General features: G+C 65.8%; 21 protein-coding genes. 6 read left to right on the top strand and 15 right to left on the bottom strand.

Annotated elements, in window-relative coordinates:
• Positions 1 to 45: 45 nt before the first annotated feature.
• A complete protein-coding gene (locus AC1VXD_RS07470; protein ID WP_482991522.1) occupies positions 46 to 432 on the top strand; it encodes a GtrA family protein in 387 nt (128 codons plus the stop codon).
• Positions 433 to 625: 193 nt separating this feature from the next.
• Here AC1VXD_RS07470 and AC1VXD_RS07465 read toward each other — a convergent pair whose 3' ends face one another.
• The 9 genes from AC1VXD_RS07465 to AC1VXD_RS07425 form a co-directional block, all read right to left on the bottom strand.
• Positions 626 to 1048, bottom strand: coding sequence for a F0F1 ATP synthase subunit epsilon (locus tag AC1VXD_RS07465; protein ID WP_482991521.1), 423 nt, complete (start codon positions 1046 to 1048; stop codon positions 626 to 628).
• A 2-nt stretch (positions 1049 to 1050) separates the two neighbouring features.
• Entirely contained in the window at positions 1051 to 2457 is a 1407-nt protein-coding gene (atpD, locus tag AC1VXD_RS07460; RefSeq protein WP_079223556.1) for a F0F1 ATP synthase subunit beta, read from the bottom strand.
• 37 nt (positions 2458 to 2494) lie between these two features.
• Positions 2495 to 3358 (bottom strand): F0F1 ATP synthase subunit gamma, encoded by an 864-nt coding sequence (atpG, locus tag AC1VXD_RS07455; protein WP_478468526.1) that lies wholly within the window; start codon positions 3356 to 3358, stop codon positions 2495 to 2497.
• An 83-nt stretch (positions 3359 to 3441) separates the two neighbouring features.
• Entirely contained in the window at positions 3442 to 4989 is a 1548-nt protein-coding gene (gene atpA / locus AC1VXD_RS07450) for a F0F1 ATP synthase subunit alpha (RefSeq protein WP_482991520.1), read from the bottom strand.
• A gap of 44 nt (positions 4990 to 5033) precedes the next feature.
• A complete protein-coding gene (locus tag AC1VXD_RS07445; protein WP_079223560.1) occupies positions 5034 to 5561 on the bottom strand; it encodes a F0F1 ATP synthase subunit delta in 528 nt (175 codons plus the stop codon).
• A 2-nt stretch (positions 5562 to 5563) separates the two neighbouring features.
• Entirely contained in the window at positions 5564 to 6034 is a 471-nt protein-coding gene (locus tag AC1VXD_RS07440) for a F0F1 ATP synthase subunit B (RefSeq protein ID WP_482991532.1), read from the bottom strand.
• 106 nt (positions 6035 to 6140) lie between these two features.
• Positions 6141 to 6446, bottom strand: coding sequence for a F0F1 ATP synthase subunit C (gene atpE / locus AC1VXD_RS07435; RefSeq protein ID WP_005411133.1), 306 nt, complete (start codon positions 6444 to 6446; stop codon positions 6141 to 6143).
• 72 nt (positions 6447 to 6518) lie between these two features.
• Positions 6519 to 7319, bottom strand: coding sequence for a F0F1 ATP synthase subunit A (gene atpB, locus AC1VXD_RS07430; RefSeq protein WP_079223562.1), 801 nt, complete (start codon positions 7317 to 7319; stop codon positions 6519 to 6521).
• A gap of 30 nt (positions 7320 to 7349) precedes the next feature.
• Entirely contained in the window at positions 7350 to 7685 is a 336-nt protein-coding gene (locus tag AC1VXD_RS07425; RefSeq protein WP_079223564.1) for a hypothetical protein, read from the bottom strand.
• A gap of 493 nt (positions 7686 to 8178) precedes the next feature.
• Here AC1VXD_RS07425 and AC1VXD_RS07420 point away from each other — a divergent pair, with 493 nt between their 5' ends.
• Positions 8179 to 8997, top strand: coding sequence for a hypothetical protein (locus tag AC1VXD_RS07420; protein WP_482991519.1), 819 nt, complete (start codon positions 8179 to 8181; stop codon positions 8995 to 8997).
• Positions 8998 to 9127: 130 nt separating this feature from the next.
• On the opposite strand, the gene lpdA is transcribed toward AC1VXD_RS07420, so the two are convergent.
• The 3 genes from lpdA to AC1VXD_RS07405 form a co-directional block, all read right to left on the bottom strand.
• Positions 9128 to 10936 carry a dihydrolipoyl dehydrogenase gene (lpdA, locus tag AC1VXD_RS07415; protein ID WP_482991518.1) on the bottom strand — a complete coding sequence of 603 codons (1809 nt, stop codon included), beginning with the start codon at positions 10934 to 10936 and terminating at the stop codon, positions 9128 to 9130.
• Between the two features lie 106 nt (positions 10937 to 11042).
• The gene (gene aceF / locus AC1VXD_RS07410) at positions 11043 to 12755 is read right to left on the bottom strand and encodes a dihydrolipoyllysine-residue acetyltransferase (protein WP_482991517.1); all 1713 of its coding nucleotides are present in this window, start codon (positions 12753 to 12755) and stop codon (positions 11043 to 11045) included.
• Positions 12756 to 12922: 167 nt separating this feature from the next.
• Positions 12923 to 13438: a DNA-deoxyinosine glycosylase gene (locus AC1VXD_RS07405; RefSeq protein ID WP_482991516.1), complete on the bottom strand. Its 516-nt coding sequence runs from the start codon at positions 13436 to 13438 to the stop codon at positions 12923 to 12925.
• Positions 13439 to 13625: 187 nt separating this feature from the next.
• On the opposite strand from AC1VXD_RS07405, the gene AC1VXD_RS07400 reads away from it, so the two are divergent.
• Together AC1VXD_RS07400 and glpK are read left to right on the top strand one after the other, a co-directional pair.
• On the top strand, positions 13626 to 14255 hold the full coding sequence (locus tag AC1VXD_RS07400; protein ID WP_108770094.1) for an OmpW/AlkL family protein: 630 nt from the start codon (positions 13626 to 13628) through the stop codon (positions 14253 to 14255).
• A 141-nt stretch (positions 14256 to 14396) separates the two neighbouring features.
• Positions 14397 to 15896 carry a glycerol kinase GlpK gene (gene glpK, locus AC1VXD_RS07395; protein WP_482991515.1) on the top strand — a complete coding sequence of 500 codons (1500 nt, stop codon included), beginning with the start codon at positions 14397 to 14399 and terminating at the stop codon, positions 15894 to 15896.
• Between the two features lie 67 nt (positions 15897 to 15963).
• Here the strand turns inward: glpK and AC1VXD_RS07390 are convergent, their stop codons facing one another.
• Positions 15964 to 16758, bottom strand: a complete 795-nt coding sequence (locus tag AC1VXD_RS07390) for a MetQ/NlpA family ABC transporter substrate-binding protein (RefSeq protein WP_482991514.1) — start codon at positions 16756 to 16758, stop codon at positions 15964 to 15966.
• 28 nt (positions 16759 to 16786) lie between these two features.
• Positions 16787 to 17758 carry a helix-turn-helix transcriptional regulator gene (locus tag AC1VXD_RS07385; RefSeq protein ID WP_482991513.1) on the bottom strand — a complete coding sequence of 324 codons (972 nt, stop codon included), beginning with the start codon at positions 17756 to 17758 and terminating at the stop codon, positions 16787 to 16789.
• An 81-nt stretch (positions 17759 to 17839) separates the two neighbouring features.
• Here AC1VXD_RS07385 and AC1VXD_RS07380 point away from each other — a divergent pair, with 81 nt between their 5' ends.
• Together AC1VXD_RS07380 and AC1VXD_RS07375 are read left to right on the top strand one after the other, a co-directional pair.
• Positions 17840 to 18478 carry a hypothetical protein gene (locus AC1VXD_RS07380; RefSeq protein ID WP_482991512.1) on the top strand — a complete coding sequence of 213 codons (639 nt, stop codon included), beginning with the start codon at positions 17840 to 17842 and terminating at the stop codon, positions 18476 to 18478.
• Between the two features lie 107 nt (positions 18479 to 18585).
• Positions 18586 to 19362: a DUF481 domain-containing protein gene (locus AC1VXD_RS07375; protein WP_367380429.1), complete on the top strand. Its 777-nt coding sequence runs from the start codon at positions 18586 to 18588 to the stop codon at positions 19360 to 19362.
• A gap of 47 nt (positions 19363 to 19409) precedes the next feature.
• Here the strand turns inward: AC1VXD_RS07375 and hemC are convergent, their stop codons facing one another.
• Positions 19410 to 20321: a hydroxymethylbilane synthase gene (gene hemC / locus AC1VXD_RS07370; protein ID WP_482991511.1), complete on the bottom strand. Its 912-nt coding sequence runs from the start codon at positions 20319 to 20321 to the stop codon at positions 19410 to 19412.
• Between the last annotated feature and the right edge of the window lie 446 nt (positions 20322 to 20767).

Raw genomic sequence — 20767 nt, 5'->3', positions numbered from 1 at the left:
GGAGTGGCAGACGCTGCACCTCGTGCCGGACGGCCGGGAGCCGTCATGACCCTGCTCCGCCAGGGAACCGCCTACATCGTCATCGGCCTGCTGCAGCTGCTGCTGGACTGGCTGGTGTTTGTTGCCCTCACTGCGGCGGGCGTACCGGTGGCCCCGGCCAACATCGCCGGGCGCGTGGCCGGCATGCTTCTGGGCTTCTGGTTGAACGGGCGGATCACCTTCGCCGATGCGCAGGGCCGGCAGCGCCTGGGCTGGCAGCGCTTCGCCCGCTTCCTGCCGGTATGGCTGCTGCTGACCGTAGCCAGCACGCTGCTGGTGTCCGCCGCCCACCATGCGCTGGGCCTGCAATACGCCTGGCTGGCGAAGCCACTGGTGGAAGGAGCGCTGGCCGCGGTGTCGTTCCTGCTGATGCGCTACGTGGTCTACCGCTGACGGCGGACTCTACCCGTCGGTGCCGCAGGAAAACCTACCCGGTAGAGTTGACCGTTGGTCGACTGCTCTTCCGGGGGCCGCTTGAAACCCGCGCTGCGCGCGATAGTCGACCAACGGTCGACTCTACCAACGCCGCCGGCACAAACAAAAACGCCGGCACGAGGCCGGCGTTTGTGCGGGTGTGGCGTAAACCTCAGTGCTTGAGGGTCTTGCGCAGGCGCTCCAGCGCCTGCAGCTGCACCACGGCCTCAGCCAGCTTCTGCTGGGCTTCGGCCACTTCCATGGCTTCGCCGCGGTTGGCCAGGATGCGCTCGGCTTCTTCCTTGGCCTTGCGGACCGAGGCTTCGTCGATGTCCTGCGCGCGGATCGCGGTGTCGGCCAGCACGGTCACCACCTGCGGCTGCACTTCCAGGATGCCGCCGGAAATGGCGAAATCCAGCTGCTCGCCGTTCGGCGTGGTCACCACGATCTTGCCCGGCTTCAGACGGGTGATCAGCGGTGCGTGCTTGGGCGCGATGCCCAGTTCGCCGAGCTCACCCGTAGCCACGACCAGAGTCGCTTCACCACGGAAGATTTCCTGCTCGGCGCTGACGATGTCGCAACGGATGGTGCTCATGATCAGGCCTTCTCAGCCATCTTCTTGGCCTTTTCGACCGCTTCTTCGATGCTGCCGACCATGTAGAACGCCTGCTCTGGCAGGTGGTCGTACTCGCCATCGACGATGGCCTTGAAGCCACGGATGGTGTCCTTCAGCGACACGTACTTGCCCGGCGAGCCGGTGAACACTTCGGCCACGTGGAACGGCTGGCTGAAGAAGCGCTCGATCTTGCGGGCGCGCGACACGGCCTGCTTGTCTTCTTCGGACAGTTCGTCCATGCCCAGGATGGCGATGATGTCCTTCAGTTCCTTGTACTTCTGCAGGGTCTGCTGGACGCGCTGGGCGGTGTCGTAGTGCTCGTGGCCGATGACCAGCGGGTCCATCTGGCGGCTGGTGGAATCCAGCGGATCGACGGCCGGGTAGATACCCAGCGAGGCGATCGAACGCGACAGGGTGACGGTCGAGTCCAGGTGGGCGAAGGTGGTCGCCGGCGACGGATCGGTCAAGTCATCCGCGGGAACGTAGACAGCCTGGATCGAGGTGATCGAACCGTTCTTGGTCGAGGTGATGCGTTCCTGCAGGACGCCCATTTCCTCGGCCAGGGTCGGCTGGTAACCCACGGCGGACGGCATACGACCCAGCAGTGCCGAGACTTCGGTACCGGCCAGGGTGTAGCGGTAGATGTTGTCGACGAACAGCAGAACGTCCTTGCCCTTGCCGTTTTCGTCCTTCTCGTCGCGGAAGTACTCCGCCATGGTCAGGCCGGTCAGTGCGACGCGCAGACGGTTGCCCGGCGGCTCGTTCATCTGGCCGTACACCATCGCCACCTTGTCGAGGACGTTGGAGTCCTTCATTTCGTGGTAGAAGTCGTTGCCCTCACGGGTACGCTCACCCACGCCGGCGAACACGGACAGACCGCTGTGCGCCTTGGCGATGTTGTTGATCAGTTCCATCATGTTGACGGTCTTGCCGACGCCGGCGCCGCCGAACAGGCCGACCTTGCCGCCCTTGGCGAACGGGCACATCAGGTCGATGACCTTGATGCCGGTTTCCAGCAGCTCGGTGGCCGGGGACTGGTCTTCGTACGACGGGGCCGCACGGTGGATTTCCCAGCTGTCGCTGGCGGCCACCGGGCCGGCTTCGTCGATCGGACGGCCCAGCACGTCCATGATGCGGCCCAGGGTGCCAGCGCCGACCGGCACGGAGATGCCGCGGTCGGTGTTGACGGCTACCAGGTTGCGCTTCAGGCCGTCGGTGGAACCGAGGGCGATGGTACGCACCACGCCGTCGCCCAGCTGCTGCTGGACTTCGAGGGTGATCTCGGTGTTTTCGACCTTCAGTGCGTCATACACCTTCGGCACCGACTCACGCGGGAATTCGACGTCGACGACCGCGCCGATGATCTGAACGATCTTGCCCTGACTCATTGCTGCATCCTCTAATGTGTGCTTTGAACGAACGCGGTCAGACTGCTGCCGCGCCGCCGACGATTTCGGAGATTTCCTGGGTGATCGCTGCCTGGCGCGCCTTGTTGTAGACGAGCTGCAGGGTGCCGATCAGCTTGTTGGCGTTGTCGCTCGCCGCCTTCATCGCGACCATGCGTGCGGCATGCTCGGAAGCGACGTTTTCCAGCAGTGCCTGGTACACCAGCGACTCGATGTAACGCGTCATCACGTGCTCGAGCACGGTCGCGGCATCGGGTTCGTACAGGTAGTCCCAGTCGTGGTGAGCGACCTGCTTCTCAGCCGGCGGCAGCGGCAGCAGCTGATCGAAGCTGGCCTTCTGCGTCATGGTGTTCACGAAGCGGTTGTAGACCAGGTACACACGGTCGACCTTGCCTTCAGTGAAGGCGTCGAGCATGACCTTGATCACACCGATCAGCGATTCCAGCTTCGGCACGTCGCCGATGTGGGTCACGCTGCCGACCATGTTGACCTTCACGCGGCGGAAGAAGGTCGATGCCTTCTGGCCGATGGTCACCAGGTCCACTTCAGCACCCTTGTCCTGCCATGCCTTGGCTTCGCCCAGCATCCTGCGGAACAGGTTGTTGTTGAGGCCGCCAGCCAGGCCGCGATCGGAGGAGATCACGATGAACCCGACCCGCTTGACCTGCTCGCGCTCGACCAGGAACGGATGCTGGTAATCGGTGCTGGCCTGGGCCAGGTGGCCGATCACCTGCTTCATCGCCTGCGCGTACGGACGCGAGGTCTTCATCCGATCCTGCGCCTTGCGGATCTTGGAGGCCGAGACCATTTCCAGGGCGCGCGTCACCTTGCGGGTGTTCTGCACGCTCTTGATCTTGGTTTTGATTTCGCGTCCGCTTGCCATCTCTTGTTTCCCGTGGCGCGGGGCTGTTGCCCCGCGTTGTTCAACCGTTTGAGCGGGGCGAGCCCCGCTCTACGAGCGCTGGATTACCAGCTGCCGGTGGTCTTGAACTCGGCGATGCCCTTCTTGAAGGCACCTTCGATGTCGTTGTCCCAACCGCCGGTGGCGTTGACCTTGCCGACCAGCTCGCCCTGGGTGTTGGCGAAGTGGGCGTGCAGACCTTCTTCGAAGGCCAGCAGCTTGTTGACCGGCACGTCGTCGAGGTAACCCTCGTTCACGGCGTAGATCGACAGCGCCTGGTTGGCGATCGACATCGGCGCGTACTGCTTCTGCTTCATCAGCTCGGTGACGCGCTGGCCACGCTCCAGCTGCTTGCGGGTCGCTTCGTCCAGGTCCGAGGCGAACTGCGCGAACGCAGCCAGCTCACGGTACTGGGCCAGCGAGATGCGGATGCCGCCGGACAGCTTCTTGATGATCTTGGTCTGGGCCGAGCCACCGACGCGCGACACCGAGATACCGGCGTTCACGGCCGGGCGAATGCCGGCGTTGAACAGGTCGGTTTCCAGGAAGATCTGGCCGTCGGTGATCGAGATCACGTTGGTCGGAACGAAGGCGGACACGTCGCCCGCCTGGGTTTCGATGATCGGCAGCGCGGTCAGCGAACCAGTCTTGCCGGTGACCTTGCCTTCGGTGAACTTCTCGACGTACTCCTCGGACACGCGGGCAGCGCGCTCGAGCAGACGGGAGTGCAGGTAGAACACGTCACCCGGGTAGGCTTCACGGCCCGGCGGGCGCTTCAGCAGCAGCGAGATCTGGCGGTAGGCCACGGCCTGCTTGGACAGATCGTCGTACACGATCAGCGCGTCTTCGCCGCGGTCCATGAAGTACTCACCCATGGTGCAGCCCGAGTAGGCGCTGATGTACTGCATGGCAGCCGATTCGGAAGCGGTTGCGGCAACCACGACGGTGTGGGCCAGGGCGCCGTTCTCTTCCAGCTTGCGCACGATGTTGGCGATGGTCGAAGCCTTCTGGCCGATCGCAACGTACACGCACTTGATGCCGGTACCCTTCTGGTTGATCACCGCATCGATGGCCATCGCGGTCTTGCCGGTCTGGCGGTCGCCGATGATCAGCTCGCGCTGGCCACGGCCGATCGGGATCATCGCGTCGACCGACTTGTAACCGGTCTGCACCGGCTGGTCGACCGACTTGCGCCAGATCACGCCCGGCGCAACGCGCTCCACCGGGGCGGTCAGGTCGGTGCCCAGCGGGCCCTTGCCGTCGATCGGCTCGCCCAGCGCGTTCACGACGCGGCCCAGCAGTTCCGGACCGACCGGCACTTCCAGGATGCGGCCGGTGGTCTTGGCGACATCGCCTTCGCGCAGGTGCTCGTAGTCACCCAGGACCACGGCGCCGACCGAGTCGCGCTCCAGGTTCAGGGCCAGGGCGAAGGTGTTGTTCGGCAGTTCGATCATTTCGCCCTGCATCACGTCGGCCAGGCCGAAGATGCGCACGATGCCGTCGGACACGCTGGTCACGGTGCCTTCGTTGCGCGATTCTGCGGCCAGCTTGACCTTCTCGATGCGGTTCTTGATCAGTTCGCTGATTTCGGAGGGGTTGAGCGTGGTTGCCATCGTCAAGTCCTAGTGCCGGCAGCGGGGCCGGACGTTAAATGAATTCAGTTAGCGAGCGCGGTCTGCAGACGGGCCAGCTTGCCCTTCAGCGAACCATCGATGACCACGTCGCCGGCGTCGATGACGGCACCGCCGATCAGCGAGGCATCGACCGCGGTGGTCACGTCGACCTCGCGGTTGAAGCGCTTGCGCAGCGCGACCTTGATCGCGTCCAGCTCACCGGCCGACAGTTCGGCCGCCGATGTCACCGTGGCCTTGACCACGTGCTCGGCTTCGGCGCGCAGCGCGTCGAACATGCCAGCGATTTCCGGCAGCAGCGGCAGACGATGCGATTCGGCCAGCACGGCGAGGAAACGCGAGTAGGTCTCACCGTGGGTTTCCGGTGCCAGCAGTGCGACGGCTTCGTCGCGACCCAGCTCCGGGTTGGCGAGCAGGGCCGCCACGCGCGGGTCGGCGGCGACGTGGGCGGAGAACGCCAGGGCGTCCGACCACGGCGCGAACGTGCCTTCGTCACGCGCGGTCGCGAAGGCGGCGCGGGCGTACGGGCGGGCAAGCGTGAGGGCCTGGCTCATCCTTAGATCTCCGAGGCCAGCTCGTCGAGCAGCGCCTTGTGGGCGTTGGCGTCGATTTCGCGCTTGAGGAGCTTTTCGGCACCGGTCACGGCCAACGCGGACACCTGCCTGCGCAGATCTTCACGGGCACGGTTGGCGGCGGCGTCGATCTCAGCCTGGGCCAGTTCCTTCTGACGGGTGGCTTCGGTGATCGCTTCGTTACGGGCAGCATCAACAATCTGGTTGGCGCGCGCGTGGGCCTGGTCGATGATCTCGTTGGCCTTGGTGCGTGCTTCTTTCAGCGCTTCGTTGACCTTCTCCTGCGCCTGGGCCAGATCTTTCTGGCTGCGGTCGGCAGCAGCGAGGCCTTCAGCGATCTTCTGCTGGCGCTCTTCGATCGCGTTCATCAGCGGCGGCCAGATCTTGGTCGCGATGATCCAGATCAGACCAGCGAAGGCGAGCGCCTGCGCAAGAAGGGTGAAATTGATATTCATGGTTAGCTCGATCGCTGGTTTCGGGGTGGACGCGCCGCCGAAGCGGCGCATCCGGCCTTCATCCGAAACCGGGTGCATCAGCACCCGGTCGTCTCAAACCGCTGTATCAGCCGGCCAGAGCCTTGGTGACGGCGCCAGCGAAGGCAGCCGACAGCGGGTTGGCGAAGGCCAGCAGCAGGCCGACGGCGACCGAGATGATGAACGCGGCGTCGATCAGGCCGGCGGTGATGAACATGCGGACCTGCAGGACCGGGATCAGTTCCGGCTGGCGGGCGGCCGACTCCAGGAACTTACCAGCCATGATGGCCAGACCCAGGCCAGCGCCCAGCGCGGCCAGGCCGATCATGATGCCGACGGCAAGGGCGGTGGAGCTCTGAATCTGCGCGAAGTTGGTCAGGACGGCGAAGTACATGGTTATCTCCAGGAACTAAGTTGCTAAGGGTGATGAAACGGATGAAGGTGAAACTGGTTGAAGCTTGGAACTTTAGTGAGCGTCTTCCGACAGGCTCAGGTACACGATCGACAGCATCATGAAGATGAAGGCCTGCAGCGGGATCACCAGCAGGTGGAACAGCATCCAGCCCAGACCGAATGCACCACCGGCAATGGCACCGAAGAAACCGGCACCACCCAGCACCCAGATCAGCAGGAACACGATTTCGCCGCCGAACATGTTGCCGAACAGTCGCATCGCCAGCGAGATCGGCTTGCTCAGCCACTCGACGATGTTGAGGATCAGGTTGAACGGCATCATCCACTTGCCGAACGGCGCCGTCAGGAATTCCTTGATGAAGCCCAGCAGGCCCTTCGACTTCAGCGCGAAGAACAGCATCAGGAAGAACACGCTGAAGGCCATGCCCAGGGTGGCGTTGACGTCAGCGGTCGGCACCGGCTTCCAGTAATGAACACCGGCCATTTCCAGCGGCTTGGCGATGAAATCAGCCGGGATCATCTTCAGCAGATTCATCAGCAGAATCCAGAAGAAGATGGTGATGGCGATCGGCGTGACCAGCTTGCTCTTGCCGTGGTAGGTGTCCTTGGCCTGGCGGTCAACGAACTCCAGGCAGATTTCCACGAAGGCCTGCCACTTGCCCGGCACGCCGGCGGTTGCCTTGCGGGTGCCCATCCAGAACGCGACCACGATCACCAGGCCCATCAGGACGGCGGTGAGGAAGGTATCGACGTGGATGTGCCAGAACATCCCTTCGCCGTTGCCGACCGGTGCGGTCAGGTTCTGCAGGTGATGCTGGATGTAGCTGGTAGGGGTTAGAGCCTCGCCCGCCATGTGTCCGGAACCTTAGTTAATTGAATTCTGTCAACGCCTGGCCAGAGCCAGGACCTGGAACATCAAACCGACGGCGATACCGGCCAACAGCGCCAATGCAGGCAGCTTGAAGACCAGGAAACCCGCCAGCAGGACGCCGAAAACGACTGCCCACTTCGCAACGACCGCAATGATCAGGCGCGCCATCGCCGAACCTGCTGCAACTGCGCCCCCGCTCAGCGCCATCCGTGCCGCCACCCAGCCCCCCGCCGAGACCGCCACGCCAGACAGCAGCGCACCCAGTGCGGCCTTCTGCCCTGCCAGGAGCAGGAATGCCAAGGCCAGGACAGCCACTGCGACCAGCGGATAGACCGCGGCGCGCAGCATCAGTCGCCGACCCGCTTCAACGGAGTTCAGCACAGGATGTCCCACATGGTTCTTGTGAAGGGCGGAGGCTGTTACAGCGTGCGTGCCTCATCGAGCCGCCAAAGTATAGCAATGGGACAATTTGTGAGACAACCGCTGCCTGTTCATCCACGACGCCGCAAGTTGCCGTATCGGCAGGAATTTTACCGCCCACAGGGGGGACAGTAGCGTCCGCGCTTTGTTGCGATGCAGCGCATTCAACTTTTGTCGCAGGCCACGGAACTTTGCCGCGCGCGTCCTGTCCTACCTTTCGACCTGCCTGCAGCAACCTCGTCGACGCTTCGCCCCGCAGGTCCCAGGATGGCCCCGTAGTCCTCTGCGGGGCCATCTTCTTTGCAGCGTCATAACGGCGCTGAACCGTCTACGCGGCGTGGACCATACGTTCACGTAGGGTGGACGCTCACGTCCGGCACAGTGGCCTTCATTCCGAATTAACCACTGCAAGGACTCTGCGATGCGCCCCGTACCCACCCTGCTCGCCCTCTCGCTGCTCGCCGCCGGCGCCTCGTTCGCCAATGCCGCCCATGCTGCCGAGGGCGATCCGCGCTTCACGCTGCGCGTGGGTGCCATGAACATCGAGAACGACAACACCATCCGTGGCAACACCACCGTCGCCGGCCAGGACGTCAATGTCAGCGAAGACTTCAAGATGGGCGGCAAGGAGTGGGAGCCGCGCATTGACGGCGTGTTCCGCTTCAGCGACCGCCAGCGCCTGATCTTCGACTACTTCAAGTGGGACAAGGACCGCCGCGAAACCCTGGACGACGGCATTGCCTTCGGCCAGATCAACGTGCCGGAAGGCAGCTTCGTCAAGGCCGAACTGAAGTACCAGGTCGCCAGCCTGGTGTACGACTACTCGGTGGTGGACACCGACAAGTTCGACATGGGCCTGCAGCTGGGTGCCGAGTGGGCAAAGGTGAGCGCCAAGGGCTTTGCCGACCTGGGCAACGTCTACAACGGTCGTTTCCTGGACGAGAGCGAGAGCGGCGTGGCCCCGGTGGTTGGCGCGCGCCTGAGCTTCACCCCGGCCGACCGCTGGCTGATCAACATCCAGGGCCAGTACCTCAACACCAAGTGGGGCAGCTTCGACGACTACGACGGCGACCTGAGCCGCGCCAACGCCATCGTCGAATACCGCTTCACCGAGACCTTCGGCGTGTTCGCCGGCTATGACTGGTTCAAGCTGGACGTGGACCAGAAGGGCAGCGACGGCGTGATCGGCCTGAAGCAGGAATTCAAGGGCCCGGTGGCCGGCATCAGCATGACCTTCTGATCGAGCATTACCCGATCTCTCCAGCGCGGCGCCCGGGCAACCGGCGCCGCGTTTTTTCATGGGCCCTCACCGTCCGGCCAACAAAAAACCCGGCTTTAGCCGGGTTCTTCGTGTGCAACGCGCAGGCGCGTTATTTCTTCTTCGGCATGTACAGATCGGTGATCGTGCCGTCGTAGATTTCCGAGGCCATCGCCACCGATTCGCTCAGCGTCGGGTGCGCATGGATGGTGTGGCCGATGTCCTCGGCTTCAGCACCCATCTCGATGGCCAGACCGATCTCGGCCAGCAGGTCACCGGCGTGCACGCCGACGATGGCACCACCGATGATGCGGTGGGTCTCCTCGTCGAAGATCAGCTTGGTGAAGCCCTCGGTACGTCCGATGCCGATCGCGCGACCGCTGGCGGCCCACGGGAACTTGGCCACGCCGACCTTCAGGCCCTTGGCCTTGGCTTCGGTTTCGGTCACGCCAACCCAGGCGATTTCCGGGTTGGTGTAGGCCACCGACGGAATCACGCGGGCGACCCATTCCTTCTTGTGGCCGGCAGCCACTTCAGCAGCCAGCTTGCCTTCGTGCGTGGCCTTGTGGGCGAGCATCGGGTTACCGACAATGTCGCCGATGGCGAAGATGTGCGGCACGTTGGTGCGCATCTGGCGGTCGACCGGAATGAAGCCGCGGTCGGTGACCTGCACGCCCGCCTTCTCGGCATCGATCTTTTTGCCGTTGGGCGAGCGGCCCACGGCCACCAGCACGCGGTCGAAGGTGCCCTGCGCCAGGGCAGGCGTCTGGCCCTCCTCGGCAGCTTCGAAGGTTACGGTGATGCCCCTGGCATCGGCGGTGACGCCCGAGGCCTTGGTCTTCAGGTGGACTTCGATGCCCTGCTTCTTCAGGCGGTCAGCCAGCGGCTTGACCAAGTCCTTGTCGGCGCCCGGCATCAGCTGATCCATGAACTCGACCACGGTGACCCTGCTGCCCAGCGCGGCATACACCGTGGCCATTTCCAGGCCGATGATGCCGCCGCCGACGACCAGCAGCGAGCCCGGCACTTCGGCCAGCTCCAGCGCGTCGGTGGAATCCATCACGCGCTTGTCGTCCCACGGGAAGTTCGGCAGCTTCACGGCCTGCGAACCGGCGGCGATGATGCACTTCTGGAAGCGCAGCAGCTGGGTGCTGCCGTCAGCCGCAATGATTTCAAGTTCGTTGGCCGAAACAAACCTGCCGACGCCCTGCACGCTGCGGACCTTGCGCTGCCTGGCCATGCCGGCCAGGCCCTTGGTCAGCTGGCTGACGACCTTTTCCTTGTACTGGCGCAGCTTGTCCAGGGTGATGGTCGGCTTGCCGAATTCGACGCCGAAATCACCGGCATGGGCCACTTCGTCGATGACCGCTGCGGCGTGCAGCAGGGCCTTGGACGGGATGCAGCCCACGTTGAGGCAGACGCCGCCGAGGCTGGCGTAGCGCTCCACCAGCACGGTGTCCAGGCCGACGTCGGCGGCGCGGAAGGCGGCTGTGTAGCCGCCCGGGCCCGAGCCCAGCACGACCATCTCGCATTCGATATCAGCCGGCTTGCCGCTGGACAGCGCCGGCTTCGGTGCCGCCGGCTCGGCCGGGGCGCGGTGCGACGGGGTCACCGGCGGCTTGCTGGCCGGGGCGGCTGCCGCCGGGGCCGGCGCAGCGGCCTTGGCCGGGGCTTCGGCGGCGCCTTCAGCGTCCAGCACCACGACCACGGCGCCTTCGGAAAGAGTGTCACCCAGCTTGACCTTGATTTCCTTGACCACGCCGGCGGCCGAGGACGGCACTTCCAGGGTGGCCTTGTCCGACTCCAGGGTCACCAGGCCCTGGTCCTTCTTCACGGTGTCGCCGACGGCGACCAACACTTCGATCACCGGCACATCGCTGTAATCGCCGATGTCGGGAACCTTGACTTCAATCGTGGCCATGGTGGTTTTCCTCGTGCCCGGCCGGCGTGGCCGGCGGGCTGTCACTGCATCTGTTCACGCGGCCGCGCCAGGGGCAGCGGCCGCACGGTGGGGGCGAAGCGGTGCCTTACAGCAGCACGCGGCGCATGTCGGCCAGTACCTGCGACAGGTACGTGGTGAAGCGTGCGGCCAGGGCGCCATCGATGACGCGGTGGTCGTAGCTCAGCGACAGCGGCAGCATCAGCTTCGGCGCGAACTCCTTGCCGTTCCAGACCGGCTGGATGGCCGACTTGGAGACGCCGAGGATGGCCACTTCCGGTGCGTTGACGATCGGGGTGAACGCGGTGCCACCGATGCCGCCCAGCGAGCTGATCGAGAAGCAGCCGCCGCTCATGTCGGCCGGGCCCAGCTTGCCGTCGCGGGCCTTCTTGGCCAGCTCGGTGGTTTCCTGCGCGATCTGCACCACGCCCTTCTTGTCCACGTCGCGGATGACCGGCACGACCAGGCCGTTCGGCGTATCGGCGGCAAAGCCGATGTGGAAGTACTTCTTCAGGGTCAGGTTTTCACCGCTGGCATCGAGCGAGGCGTTGAATTCCGGGAACTTCTTCAGCGCCGCGGCGCTGGCCTTGATCAGGAAGGCGAGCATGGTCAGCTTGATGCCGGCCTTCTCGTTTTCCTTGTTCAGCGCCACGCGCAGGCCTTCCAGGTCGGTGATGTCGGCCTGTTCGAACTGGGTGACGTGCGGGATCATCGCCCAGTTGCGGGCCAGGTTCGCGCCGGAAATCTTCTTGATGCGCGACAGCGGCTGCACTTCGGTATCGCCGAACTTGCTGAAGTCGACCTTCGGCCACGGCAGCAGGTTCAGGCCACCACCGGCAGCGACAGCGGCGCCGCCGGCAGCCGGCACGCCACTGCTGAGCGCGGCCTTGACGAACTTCTGCACGTCACCCTTGGTGATGCGGCCGCCCTTCTCGGTGCCGCTGATCTGCAGCAGGTCCACGCCCAGTTCGCGGGCGAACACGCGCACGGCCGGGGTGGCGTACGGCACCTTGGCCGGCAGCACGCCATCGGCGTTGAACTGCACCGGCGGGCTGGCCGGGGTACCGGCCGAGGCGATCTCGCGCGCGGCCAGCTTGTCCGGCTGGGCCGGAACGGCGACCGGCTCGACCTTGGTGGCGGTCTCGGCAGCGGCCGGGGCGGCGGCAGCGGCGGCCTTGGTCGGGGCCGGCGCGGCAGCGCCTTCGGCCTCGATGATGGCGACCACGGCACCCTGCGACAGGGTGTCGCCGACCTTGACCTTCAGTTCCTTGACCACGCCGGCAACCGAGGACGGCACTTCCATGGTGGCCTTGTCGCTTTCCAGCGTGACCAGGCCCTGATCCTTCTTGACCGTATCGCCGACGGCGACCAGTACTTCGATGACCGGGATGTCAGTGTAATCACCGATGTCCGGCACCAGGGCTTCAACGGCACCGCCGCTGGCAGCCGCAGCGGCCGGGGCAGCAGCCACCGGTGCCGGGGCGCTCTGGGTGGCGGCGGCCGGGGCAGCGGCCTTGGCCGGGGCCGGGGCAGCAGCGGCCGGCGTGGCAGCCTCGCCTTCAGCCACTTCGATCAGGGCCACGACCTTGCCCTCGGAGAGGTTGTCGCCGACCTTGACCTTGATTTCCTTGACCACACCGGCCACCGAGGACGGCACTTCCATCGTGGCCTTGTCGCTTTCCAGCGTCACCAGGCCCTGGTCCTTCTTGACCGTGTCGCCGACGGCGACAAGCACCTCGATTACCGGGATATCGCTGTAGTCACCGATATCGGGGACAAGTGCTTCCTTGATTTCGGCCATGGGGATAACTCCGGCAATCTGGTGTAGGGAAACGTCTATTGTGCGGCCAGAGGGGGCCAGCGCCAACCGTTACAGGTGTTTTCAGTACGCACGTCGCCGGGACACGCTGTTGCCAAAGGCCTGCGGGTACTTCCAATGGGTAGCGTATTGTCCCGACGATGTCCGCTTCATGTCGCCAGCGCGTCAGCCAGCGGCTGCCAGGCCTGGCGCAGGCGCGGCAGGGACCACGCGGCATTGGCCGGGCTGGTGGACGGCAGCGCGAGCAGCGCCGGCGTTGCCGCCAGATCCGGCACAACCCAGCGCTGCAGTGCCTGCCAGGCCGCCCCGCCATTGCAGGCGACCAGGCGCAGCCGCGGCAGGTCGGCGATCAGTGCAGGCAACGCATTGGGGACTTCCGAGCCGCGCACGATGTCGGCATCCAGGCTGCCGCGGCGCTCGCACTGGCCGATCACATCCCACAGGCCGACCCCGGCATCGGCCAGCGCGCGCAGCCGCGCCTCGTAGGCGAGCGCCGGATCGAACCCGCACAGATCACCGAGCAACGGCCAGAAACGGTTGCGCGGATGGGCGTAGTACTGCTGTTCCTGCAGCGAGGCAACACCGGGCATCGAGCCCAGCACGAGCACGCGGCAATCGCGATCCACGCGCGCAGGCAGGCCGATGCACAACGCATCGCTGCTCACGTTTTCTCCAACTGCATGAACAGTCGCATATGCATGAAACCCCAATAAAACAACGTTTTCGCTCTGCCCGCTGAACAGTGGAAACCAAATTTTAACGCGCGTCGGATTCGATTCATGTTGAGGCGACTACGGTGACATCGCCCCGCAACCGGGGCCCAAAAACAAGAAACAACAGGAGATTTCCCCCATGCGCTCCATCCGTATTCTGAGCCTCGCCCTGCTGACCTCCGCTGCCTTCGCTCCTGCTGCCTTCGCGCAGGACAGCAGCTCCGCGGACACTGCCTCGGGCAAGCATTTTGCCGTGGTTGGTGGCGTCTCGCTGCTGCAGCCGAAGAACGACCCGATCGACGGCATCAAGAAGGTCGATGGTGGCCCGGCGCCGACCGTCAGCTTCAGCTACTACGTCAACGACAACTGGGCCGTTGAGCTGTGGGGCGCTGCCGACAAGTTCGACCATCGCGTCAAGGGTCCGGGCAATGCCCGCCTGGGCAGCGTCGAGCAGCAGCCGGTCGCGCTGAGCGGCCAGTACCACTTCGGCCAGGCTGACAACGTGTTCCGTCCGTTCGTGGGCGTCGGTTACTTCCAGTCGGCCTTCAGCAACGAGAACTTCGCCGGTGGCGATGACATCCGCCTGAAGGACGCCAAGGGTGCCATCGGCACCGTGGGTGTGGACATGAACATCAACTCCACCTGGTTTGCCCGCGCCGATGCCCGCTACATGCACTCGCGCCCGGACCTGAAGGTGGCCGGCCAGAAGGTGGGTGAAGCCAAGCTTGACCCGTGGACCGTGGGCTTCGGCATCGGTGCGCGCTTCTAAGCGGCTCCCTGCTCCACGGTGTTGAAACAACGGGCCCTGCGGGGCCCGTTGTTGTTTTGTAGAGTCCAGCCATGCTCGACTGTTTTTCGGGGCAGTCGAGCAGGCTCGACCCTACCCATTCATCGCCACCGGAGACGCCCCATGACGCCCCGCTACGTGCTGGCCATAGACCAGGGCACCACCAGTTCGCGCGCGATCCTGTTCGACCGCGCCGGCAACATCGTCGGCAGCGCGCAGCGTGAGTTCAGCCAGCTGTTCCCGCAGCCGGGCTGGGTGGAACACGATCCGCGCGAGATCCTCACCAGCGTCTACTCGACCATGACCGAGCTGCTCAGCCGCGAGCAGATCGACCCACGGCACATCGTCGCGCTGGGCATCACCAACCAGCGGGAGACCACCGTGGTCTGGGACCGCGCCACCGGCCAGCCGATCCACAACGCCATCGTCTGGCAGTCACGGCAAAGTCACGCGATCTGCGAGCGCCTGCGCTCCGATGGCCACGAAGCATTGATCCGCGAGCGCACCGGCCTGCTGATCGATGCGTATTTCTCGGCCACCAAGGTGCGCTGGATCCTCGACCACGTGGAGGGGGCGCAGCAGCGCGCCGAGCGCGGCGAACTGCTGTTCGGCACCATCGACAGCTGGCTGGTCTGGAACCTCAGCGGTGGCCAGGCGCACGTCACCGATTACAGCAACGCCGCGCGCACCCTGCTGTTCAACATCCACACCCTGCAATGGGACGAGGACCTGCTGGCACTGCTGGACATCCCGCGCGCGATGCTGCCCAGCGTGCGCGATTCCAGCGCGGTGTACGCGCATACGCGGCCGCAGTTCTTCTTCGACCATCCGATCCCGATCGCAGGCATCGCCGGTGACCAGCAGGCGGCGCTGTTCGGCCAGGCCTGTTTCCAGCCGGGCATGGTCAAGAATACCTATGGCACCGGCTGCTTCATGCTGATGCACACCGGCGCCCAGGCGGTGCATTCGCGCAACGGCCTGCTGACCACCATCGCCTGGGGCATCGGCGGCAAAGTGGAATATGCGCTGGAAGGCTCGATCTTCATCGCCGGCTCGGTGGTGCAGTGGCTGCGCGACGAGCTGCACCTGATCGACCGCGCCAGCGACAGCCAGGCGCTGGCAGCGAAGGTCGATGACAGCGGCGGGGCCTACCTGGTGCCGGCCTTCGTCGGCCTCGGCGCACCCTACTGGCGCAGCGACGTGCGCGGGGCGATGTTCGGTCTGACCCGTGGCACCAGCAAGGCGCACTTCGTGCGTGCGGCGTTGGAGGCGATGGCCTACCAGACCCGTGACGTGCTCGATGCGATGCAGTCGGATGCGGGCATCGCCCTGAGCGAACTGCGCGCCGACGGCGGTGCGATCGGCAACGACTTCCTGGCCGGGTTCCAGGCCGACATCCTCGGCGTGCCGCTGCTGCGGCCACGGCTGACCGAAACCACCGCGCTGGGTGCGGCCTACCTGGCCGGGCTAGCGGTGGGGTTCTGGGAAAGCCGCGAACAGATTGCCGTGCAGTGGGGCCTGGACCGCCGCTTCGCGCCGCAGATGGACGCGGCGCGGCGGGAAAAGCTGTATGCCGGGTGGCAGCAGGCCGTGGCCGCCACCCTCGCCTTCCACGTGGATTGAGGACGGTAGCGCCGGGCCATGCCCGGCGAACACCCCACGCAGGGCATGCCCCGGCGCTACCCCACCATCAGAACGCCGGCAGCACCGCGCCCTTGTACTTGGTCTCGATGAAGGCCTTCACCTGCGGGCTGGTCAGCGCCTTGGCCAGCTTCTGCACGCGGGCGTCGTCCTTGTTGTCCGGGCGCGCGACCAGGAAGTTCACGTACGGCGAATCCTTGCTCTCGATCGCCAGCGCATCCTGGGTCGGGTTGAGGCCGGCATCCAGCGCATAGTTGGTGTTGATCAGGGCCAGGTCGACCTGGTCCAGCACGCGCGGCAGCATCGCCGAATCCAGCTCGCGGAACTTCAGCTTCTTCGGGTTGGCGATGATGTCGCGCTGGGTCGACAGCGCGTTGCTCGGGTCCTTCAGCTCGATCACGCCGGCCTTGTGCAGCAGGATCAGCGCGCGGCTGTTGTTGCTCGGGTCATTGGGGATGACCACGTCAGCGCCTTCGCGCAGCTCAGCCAGCGACTTGACCTTGCGCGAGTACGCACCGAAGGGCTCGATGTGCACGCCGATCACCTTGGTCAGGTCGGTCTTGCGGTCGCGGTTGTAGGCATCCAGGTACGGCTCGGTCTGGAAGTAGTTGGCGTCCACCTGCTTCTGCACCAGCTGGTCGTTGGGCTGCACGTAGTCGTTGAACACGCGCACGTCCAGGTCCACGCCTTCCTCCTTGAGGATCGGCTTGACCACGTCCAGGATCTCCGCATGCGGCACGGCGGTAGCGGCCACCACCAGCTTCTGCGAAGGCTCGCTGGACTTGCCGCAGGCGGTGAGGGCGAGCGCAGCGGCGAACAGGGGCAGCAACAGGGTCTTCTTCATGGGGGCAACGGGTCTCTCGGGGGAGGGATCAGGAAGGTTCGTAGTTGGTCAGGGCCAGGCTGAGCAGCGCCTTGGCCTGCTCGCGCAGCATCACCGGCTCGACGATCTCGGCATCGGAACCGTAGTGCAGCACGTCCATCAGCAGCTCGCGCGAGACGCTGTAGGGCACCTTCAGTTCGTAGCGGCCATCGGGCAGGAAGCGGCCCTGCTGCTTGGAATGCCAGTGTTCGTCGGCCACCCAGCGCGCGGCCTTGGCACTGAACAGGATGGTCGCCCAGCCCTTGGGCGGGCCGGAGAAGATGCCGTAGCTGGCACCCAGCTGCTCGTCCAGCTCGGTTTCGGCGACGTCGCGGGCGCCGTTGTCGACCACCCGCGCCTTGTGCACGCGATCCACCGCAAAGCTGCGCAGGGCGTCGCGATCATGGTCCCAGGCATCCAGGTACCAGTTGTCGCGGTAGTGGGTCAGGCGCTGCGGCGACACGGTGCGCCGGGTCGATTCGTCGGTGGAACGGGCGCGGTACTCGAACGCCAGCTGCTTGCGCTCCAGCACGGCCGAGGCGACGGTGCGGAAGCTGCCTTCATCGAACTTGCGGCCGCGGTGCGGAATGACCCGGACCCGGTCGACCGGCCAGTCGGAGACGCCGGCCTGCGCCGCCAGCAGGCTTTCGATGCGCTGCTGCAGCGGCGCCAGCACCGACGACAGCACGCCGCCGCCGGTCCGCGCCAGCAGGTGCTGCGAGGCCAGCAGGGCATGCAGCTCCTCCGAACTGAGCCACAGCCCGGGCAGTTCGAAGCGGTCGCTTTCGTCAGCCTGGTAACGGAAGCCGGCCTCGCCGTCGCCCTCGATCGGCGCCATCAGCGCGTCGCGCAGGAAGGCCAGATCCCGGTAGACGGTGGCACGGGAACAACCGAGCTTGTCCTGCAGGGTCGCCACCGTCACCGGATAGCGCGCGGACTTGAGCAGACGATGCAGGGCGGTGATTCGTTCGTATCGGTCCATGCCCCCGATTATGTCCGAGTCGCGGGCGTTGTGCGGGAGCTTTGGGCTATCGTGGGCGCCCCTGCCCCCATGGAACGCCCGATGCGCCGCCTGCCTGCCCTGCCCCTGCTGGCCTGCCTGCTGCTGGCCGCCTGTGATCGCGCCCCGGCACCTGAGGCTGGCACGGCCCCCGCTGCAGGCCCGGCCTTGGCCCCTGCCCCGGTGCCGGCCGCCGCGGCCGCCGATCCGGCGCAGGCGGTGCGCGTGGCCAGCGAGCATCTGGCCGGAATGCGCAGCTTCCACGCCGAGCTGGACGTGCTGGGTGCGGCCCAGCCGGTGCACAGCGCGATGGACTTCGTCGCCCCCGACCGCTTCCGGCTGCACACTCCGGCCGGGACACAGACGATCATCGGCGACACCATGTTCCTGCAGGCCGGTGGCGCGATCCAGCAGGTGCCGACTCCGCCCGGCCTGCTGGAACAGTGGCGCAGCCCGCTGCCCGCCGATGCCCCGGCGGCCCCGCTGCAGGCCGAGGATCTGGGCCGGCAGTCGCTGGACGGCGTCGATACCCGCCATTACCGGCTGGTCGGTGCCGCCGGCGAGCGCCTGGAGTACTGGGTGGACGACCAGGGACTGCCGCGGCAGATCGTGCGCAACGGCAGCACCCAGGGGCGTCCGTACCAGCTGCGCCTGCGCTACTCGCGCTTCAACGACCCTGCGCTGCGCATCGACCTCCCCTGAATGGGCGATGGCGGTAACGCCTGCTGAAGCGCCGTTGCCGACCCGTTCTGATGGTCAGGGTGCTTCCAGTATCATCACGGGCTGATAACCGCTTCGGAGAAGCCTTGATGTCCCTGCGCGTGTCCCTGCTTGTGCCCCTGCTGCTGTGCGCACCCTTGGCGTATGCCCAGGATGCCTCCGAACTGGCGGCGATGACGTCGCCGTGGAGTGGCAGCGGTGGCGAACTGGGCTTTGCCGCCGCCAGCGGCAACAGCAGCACCGAGAGCTTCAACGGCGCCCTGCGCCTGCGCTATACCGATGGCGACTGGGTGCACACCATGGACCTGTTCGGCCTGCGCTCGAGCTCCAAAGTAACCGAGACCGCCGACGACGGCACCACCACCCGCCGCGACAACACCACGGCCAACCGCTACACCGGCGCCGCCGGCAGCGCGCTGCAGCTTGGCGAACACCGCCAGCTGTTCGCCAAGGTGCGTACCGAGCGCGATGACTTCGCCACCTATGATCGTCGCAGCTCGTTCGGCCTGGGCTACGGTACCCGCCTGTTCAACACCGAGAAGTTCTCCTTCGACGCGCTGATCGGCCCGGGTGTCAGCCGCACCCACAGCACCGAAGACGACCGCACCCGCACCGGTCTGATCGGCCAGGGCCAGTTCGAACTGAAGTACGCCATCACGTCCAACACCGACCTGATCAACAACCTGCTGGTCGAATCGGGCTCGTACAACACTTTCGGCCAGAACGATTTCGGCGTGTCGGTGAGCATGAACGAGCACCTGGCCCTGAAGGCCGGCTGGCAGGCCCGTTACAACAGCGACGTGGCTGAAGACAAGCGCAGGACCGATACATTGACCACGATGAACGTGGTCTACAAGTTCAAATGAGAAACGGGCGCCCCAGGGCGCCCGTTCTACATGTGTAGAGTCGCGGTTCAGACGTTCAGCAGCTCGCCTGCGCCGTCATCCAGCAGCATCTTCGCCACCTGCTGGCCCAGCGTTTCCGGATCACTGGCCGGGCCCACCGCTTCGGCGCGCACCGCGCGGCCATCACTGGCACTGCCGACCATACCCTGCAGGTGCAGGTCCTGGCCCTGCCACTGCGCGATGGCCGCCACCGGCACATGGCAGCTGCCGTGCAGCGCGCGGTTCATCGCGCGCTCCGCTTCCACGCAGGCACGGGTATCGGCGTCATCGAGGCGCGCGAACAATTCCATCAGCCGCGCGTTGCCACCATCGCATTCCACCGCCACCGCGCCCTGCGCCGGTGCCGGCAGCCACTGCGGCGGCTGCAGGCGGGCGACGATGCGGTTGCCCAGGCCCAGCCGTTCCAGCCCGGCCACGGCCAGCACGATGGCGTCGTAGCCACCGTTGTCGAGCTTGGCCAGCCGCGTGTTGACGTTGCCGCGCAGGTCCAGCAGCTGCAGGTCCGGGCGCAGCGCGCGCAACTGGGCCTGGCGGCGCAGCGAGGACGTACCGACGCGCGCGCCGATGGGCAGCGCATCCAGCGAGGCGTACAGGTTGGAGATGAAGCCATCGGCCGGATCGTGGCGGGTCAGCATGGCCGGCAGCGCGAAGGGCGCATCCAGTTCCATCGGCACATCCTTCAGCGAATGCACAGCGCAGTCTGCATCACCGCGCAGCATGGCCAGCTCCAGCTCCTTCAGGAACAGGCCCTTGCCACCGATGGCCGCCAGCGAGCGGTCGAGCACCTCGTCACCGCGGGTGCTCATCGGCACCAGTTCCACGTGCAGGCCGGGGTAAGCCTGGCGCAGGCGGTCGGCGACGTGTTCGCTCTGCCAGAGGGCGAGCGGGCTCTTGCGGGTGGCGATGCGGACGGTTTCCATGCCGACATTATCGCGCCTATCGGCGGGATACGGCCAACGGCGGAGCCCCTCGTGGCTGGCAGTAGAGTCGACTGGCAGTCGACTAGCTTCGTGAGTTGGCCGGGTGGGTGGGCCGCGCAGGGGACGCTGCAAGTACGTCCCTGTAAGCTCGGTCGCCGCATCCATGCGGCTCACGCCCCTGCGCAACCCACCCACCCGGCCTCTGACAGTTTCTGTGTGCGCCAGCCACGGAGAATCAAAAGAAGAGCAGAGCAACAGCGGGTCGCTTCGCTCGAAGCCGAGCATGGCGCGGCTCTACATTTCTCTCCCTCCGATAACAACATTGCTCTGCTCCTGCCGTCCGATGCAGGGAGAGAACGAGAGGGTTGGGGGGGGGGGGGGGGGGGGGGGGGGGGGGGGGGCGCGGGGGGGGCGCGGCCCGCCCCCCCCGCCGGGGTGGGGGGGGG

The sequence above is a fragment of the Stenotrophomonas sp. STEN054 genome, from assembly GCF_056854535.1.
The sequence above is the reverse complement of the archived record's forward strand: the minus strand, read 5'-3'. Positions and strand labels throughout refer to the sequence as shown.

Excerpts from the sequence above, each read along its gene's own strand:
- AC1VXD_RS07470 (WP_482991522.1), top strand. The coding sequence starts at position 46 with ATGACCCTGCTCCGCCAGGGAACCGCCTACATCGTCATCGGCCTGCTG.
- AC1VXD_RS07465 (WP_482991521.1), bottom strand. The coding sequence starts at position 1,048 with ATGAGCACCATCCGTTGCGACATCGTCAGCGCCGAGCAGGAAATCTTC.
- atpD (WP_079223556.1), bottom strand. The coding sequence starts at position 2,457 with ATGAGTCAGGGCAAGATCGTTCAGATCATCGGCGCGGTCGTCGACGTC.
- atpG (WP_478468526.1), bottom strand. The coding sequence starts at position 3,358 with ATGGCAAGCGGACGCGAAATCAAAACCAAGATCAAGAGCGTGCAGAAC.
- atpA (WP_482991520.1), bottom strand. The coding sequence starts at position 4,989 with ATGGCAACCACGCTCAACCCCTCCGAAATCAGCGAACTGATCAAGAAC.
- AC1VXD_RS07445 (WP_079223560.1), bottom strand. The coding sequence starts at position 5,561 with ATGAGCCAGGCCCTCACGCTTGCCCGCCCGTACGCCCGCGCCGCCTTC.
- AC1VXD_RS07440 (WP_482991532.1), bottom strand. The coding sequence starts at position 6,034 with ATGAATATCAATTTCACCCTTCTTGCGCAGGCGCTCGCCTTCGCTGGT.
- atpE (WP_005411133.1), bottom strand. The coding sequence starts at position 6,446 with ATGTACTTCGCCGTCCTGACCAACTTCGCGCAGATTCAGAGCTCCACC.
- atpB (WP_079223562.1), bottom strand. The coding sequence starts at position 7,319 with ATGGCGGGCGAGGCTCTAACCCCTACCAGCTACATCCAGCATCACCTG.
- AC1VXD_RS07425 (WP_079223564.1), bottom strand. The coding sequence starts at position 7,685 with ATGCTGCGCGCCGCGGTCTATCCGCTGGTCGCAGTGGCTGTCCTGGCC.
- AC1VXD_RS07420 (WP_482991519.1), top strand. The coding sequence starts at position 8,179 with ATGCGCCCCGTACCCACCCTGCTCGCCCTCTCGCTGCTCGCCGCCGGC.
- lpdA (WP_482991518.1), bottom strand. The coding sequence starts at position 10,936 with ATGGCCACGATTGAAGTCAAGGTTCCCGACATCGGCGATTACAGCGAT.
- aceF (WP_482991517.1), bottom strand. The coding sequence starts at position 12,755 with ATGGCCGAAATCAAGGAAGCACTTGTCCCCGATATCGGTGACTACAGC.
- AC1VXD_RS07400 (WP_108770094.1), top strand. The coding sequence starts at position 13,626 with ATGCGCTCCATCCGTATTCTGAGCCTCGCCCTGCTGACCTCCGCTGCC.
- glpK (WP_482991515.1), top strand. The coding sequence starts at position 14,397 with ATGACGCCCCGCTACGTGCTGGCCATAGACCAGGGCACCACCAGTTCG.
- AC1VXD_RS07390 (WP_482991514.1), bottom strand. The coding sequence starts at position 16,758 with ATGAAGAAGACCCTGTTGCTGCCCCTGTTCGCCGCTGCGCTCGCCCTC.
- AC1VXD_RS07385 (WP_482991513.1), bottom strand. The coding sequence starts at position 17,758 with ATGGACCGATACGAACGAATCACCGCCCTGCATCGTCTGCTCAAGTCC.
- AC1VXD_RS07380 (WP_482991512.1), top strand. The coding sequence starts at position 17,840 with ATGCGCCGCCTGCCTGCCCTGCCCCTGCTGGCCTGCCTGCTGCTGGCC.
- AC1VXD_RS07375 (WP_367380429.1), top strand. The coding sequence starts at position 18,586 with ATGTCCCTGCGCGTGTCCCTGCTTGTGCCCCTGCTGCTGTGCGCACCC.
- hemC (WP_482991511.1), bottom strand. The coding sequence starts at position 20,321 with ATGGAAACCGTCCGCATCGCCACCCGCAAGAGCCCGCTCGCCCTCTGG.